This is a genomic window from Alcanivorax sp. HI0083, from assembly GCF_001635175.1.
Map to the genome: position 1 here is coordinate 1 of NZ_LWFX01001347.1, position 2,835 is coordinate 2,835.

4 protein-coding genes are annotated in these 2,835 nt (G+C 55.9%); all 4 read left to right on the plus strand.

Annotated features, from left to right (window positions below):
- Positions 1 to 496 (plus strand): cell envelope integrity protein TolA (locus A3754_RS20065; protein ID WP_156497113.1); only part of this gene is annotated, 496 nt, incomplete at its 5' end.
- Entirely contained in the window at positions 493 to 1,815 is a 1,323-nt protein-coding gene (gene tolB / locus A3754_RS20070; protein WP_231880713.1) for a Tol-Pal system beta propeller repeat protein TolB, read from the plus strand. The genes A3754_RS20065 and tolB, both read left to right, overlap by 4 nt.
- 45 nt (positions 1,816 to 1,860) lie before the next feature.
- Positions 1,861 to 2,433, plus strand: coding sequence for a peptidoglycan-associated lipoprotein Pal (gene pal / locus A3754_RS20075; RefSeq protein WP_007150084.1), 573 nt, complete (start codon positions 1,861 to 1,863; stop codon positions 2,431 to 2,433).
- A 15-nt stretch (positions 2,434 to 2,448) separates the two neighbouring features.
- Positions 2,449 to 2,835 (plus strand): YbgF trimerization domain-containing protein (locus tag A3754_RS20080; protein WP_304439850.1); only part of this gene is annotated, 387 nt, incomplete at its 3' end.

The following is a 2,835-nucleotide window of genomic DNA, read 5'->3' on the forward strand; positions in this document are numbered from 1 at the left end:
TGTGCCGGAAAAAAAACCGGATCCGGTGAAGAAGCCGGACCCGAAGCCAGCGCCCAAACCGGATCCGAAACCGGTAGTGCCCGACATTGACACTCCCAGCGTGGAAGAAATGCTGGCGGAGGAAGAGCTGGAAACGGACAGGCAGAGCAAGGCGTCTGATCAGCCCGATCAGGAAGCGGCCAGCAATGCGGATCAGGCTGACGCTGAAGTGGCCAGTTTTACCGACGCCATCGCCGCCCATGTGGGGCAGCGTTGGCGGATTCCCGGCAATTACCGTAACCGGGATGACATCACCACGCGGGTTAAAATACAGATGATCCCGGGCGGTGAAGTGATCAATGTATCGGTGGCACAAAGCAGTGGTTACCCGGATTTCGACGAATCGGTCATGAATGCCGTCAAGTTGGCCAGCCCGCTACCGGTACCGGATGGCCAGCTGTTTAACGAACAGTTTCGCTCACTGGTGATCGAATTTGATCCTGGAGTTGCACAATGAGAAGTGTGTTAAGGATGCAGCAAACCTGTAAACGCAAAGTGTGGACACAAGTCAGCATCGCCCTGATGGCCGCCCTGTGGATGGTAAATGCCCAGGCTGAGTTGTTGATCAAGGTAACAGAAGGGCGCGTGGACGCGGTGCCGATCGCAGTCGTGCCCTTTGATGGCGCGCAAAATGCGCCGGAAGATGTGTCCGAGATTATTCAGGCCGACCTGCATCGCAGTGGCCAGTTCAAGCCGCTGCCGCCGGAAGACATGCTCAGCCGGCCCCGTAATGAACAGGAAATGATCTACCGGGACTTCAAGGTGCTGGGCACGGAATACGTGATCACGGGCAGCATGAAGCGCCAGGAAACCGGTGGTTATGAAGTCAGCTATGCGCTGTTCGATGTGGCCCGGCAGAAAAAACTGATGTCGGAAACCTATCGTCCGCCAGAGTCGCAGCTGCGCGATGTGGCCCATGCCATCAGTGACCGTATCTACGAACAGCTCACCGGTATTCCCGGTGCCTTTTCCACCAAGATTCTTTATGTGACACACAATCGTCATGATGCCAACCCGTATCAGTTGCAATATGCGGATGCGGATGGCCATCGTGTGACCACGATTCTGCGTAGTAAAGAGCCGATCATGAGCCCTACCTGGTCACCGGATGGCAGGAAAATTGCTTACGTTTCTTTTGAAGACCAGGGACGCCCGGCCATTTATATTCACAGCCTGGCCACCACCGAGCGGGAAAAAGTGTCCAGTTTCAGCGGCATCAACGGTGCCCCTGACTGGTCACCGGATGGCCAGAAGCTGGCGTTAACGTTGTCGCGGGACGGTAATCCCGAAATTTATATGTTGAATCTGTCGACCAAGGCACTGACCCGGTTAACCAACAATTACGGCATTGATACCGAGCCGCGCTGGTTACCGGATGGTGAGCACCTGGTGTTTACCTCCAGCCGTTCCGGTGGCCCACAGATTTACAAACTGAACATAAATGATAAGTCGGTCCGGCGGGTTTCGTTCCAGGGCGCCTATAATGCGCGCTCGGATGTCACCCCCGACGGTCGCTATCTCGTTTATGTGCACCGGCGAAATGGAAATTTCAATGTCGGTGTGCAGGACCTCCAGCGCGGCACATTTAATATTGTGACCCGCACCGATATGGATGAATCGCCCAGTGTTGCGCCCAATGGAAGTATGGTAATTTACGGGACGCAACACGGGGGAACGGGGGTTCTGGAAGCCGTATCCATCGATGGCAGAGTGAAAGTTGAGCTGCCGTCGAAGGAAGGGGAAGTCAGAGAACCGGCATGGTCGCCGTTCCTCTGAGTGGTTCTCGGAGTCCAATACTAGGAAATTATAGGAGCTTTTCGCATGCGTTCATTACTTAACCCGCTGTTTGCCATTGTGTTGGCAGCTGCCCTGGCAGCCTGTTCCAGCACCCCGACTGAAGACGATACTTCTGCGACTGACAACATGTCTCAGCAGACTGACACTTCTCCGGTGACTCCGGTTGAGCCGTCAGAGCCGGTTAAGCCGGACACCAGCAGCATCCCGCTGACTGCTGACAACTTCTACAACCATCCGTCCAACTATGACGGTACTACCGATTCTCGCGTTATCTACTTCGCGTTCGACAGCAACACCGTTCCGGCTGCGGCTTTCGAAACCCTGCGTGCCCACGCGACTTACCTGAAGAACAACGCTAACGCGAAAATTCGTCTGGAAGGTCACGCTGATGAGCGCGGTACCCGTGAATACAACGTTGCTCTGTCCGAGCGTCGTTCCAAAGCGGTAGAGAAGTTCCTGCGCGTACAAGGTGTTGCTTCCTCACAGCTGGAAATCGTTTCCTACGGTGAAGAGAAGCCGGCAGCCTTTGGCCACGGTGAAATGGACTGGGCCAAGAACCGCCGCGTAGAAATCAACTACCTGTCCGGCCGTCCGTAAGGCATGAAGGTAGTGATGACAGCGCGCCTGTTCGCAGGCGCGATGCTCAGCTCCCTGGTGCTCTGTGCGCATGCACAGAGTACTGGGCCGCTGGCCGTTGAAGAGCGCAGCCTCGCCCAGGCGCAATCGCAAATGCGCAATACCTCCGCACCGTCTGCTGCGGTGAACGAGGATGGGTTGATGGTGTTGATGCAACAGCAGCAACAGTTTGAAGAACAGATTCAGCAGCTGCAGGGTCAGCTGGAAGAACTGCGCCACGAGCTTTCCACTCTCAAGGAAGCCGAGCGTGAGCGTTATCTGGATCTGGATACCCGAATTAATACGCTGGCTGAGCGGGGACAGACCGAGCAGCCAGAGGACGGCGCTGAAGGGGATAATGACCCGGAAGCGGACCGTGCCGCC

What these genes read in the sequence shown, in the direction of transcription:
- pal (WP_007150084.1), top strand. Translation starts at nt 1,861, where the DNA reads ATGCGTTCATTACTTAACCCGCTGTTTGCCATTGTGTTGGCAGCTGCC.
- tolB (WP_231880713.1), top strand. Translation starts at nt 493, where the DNA reads ATGAGAAGTGTGTTAAGGATGCAGCAAACCTGTAAACGCAAAGTGTGG.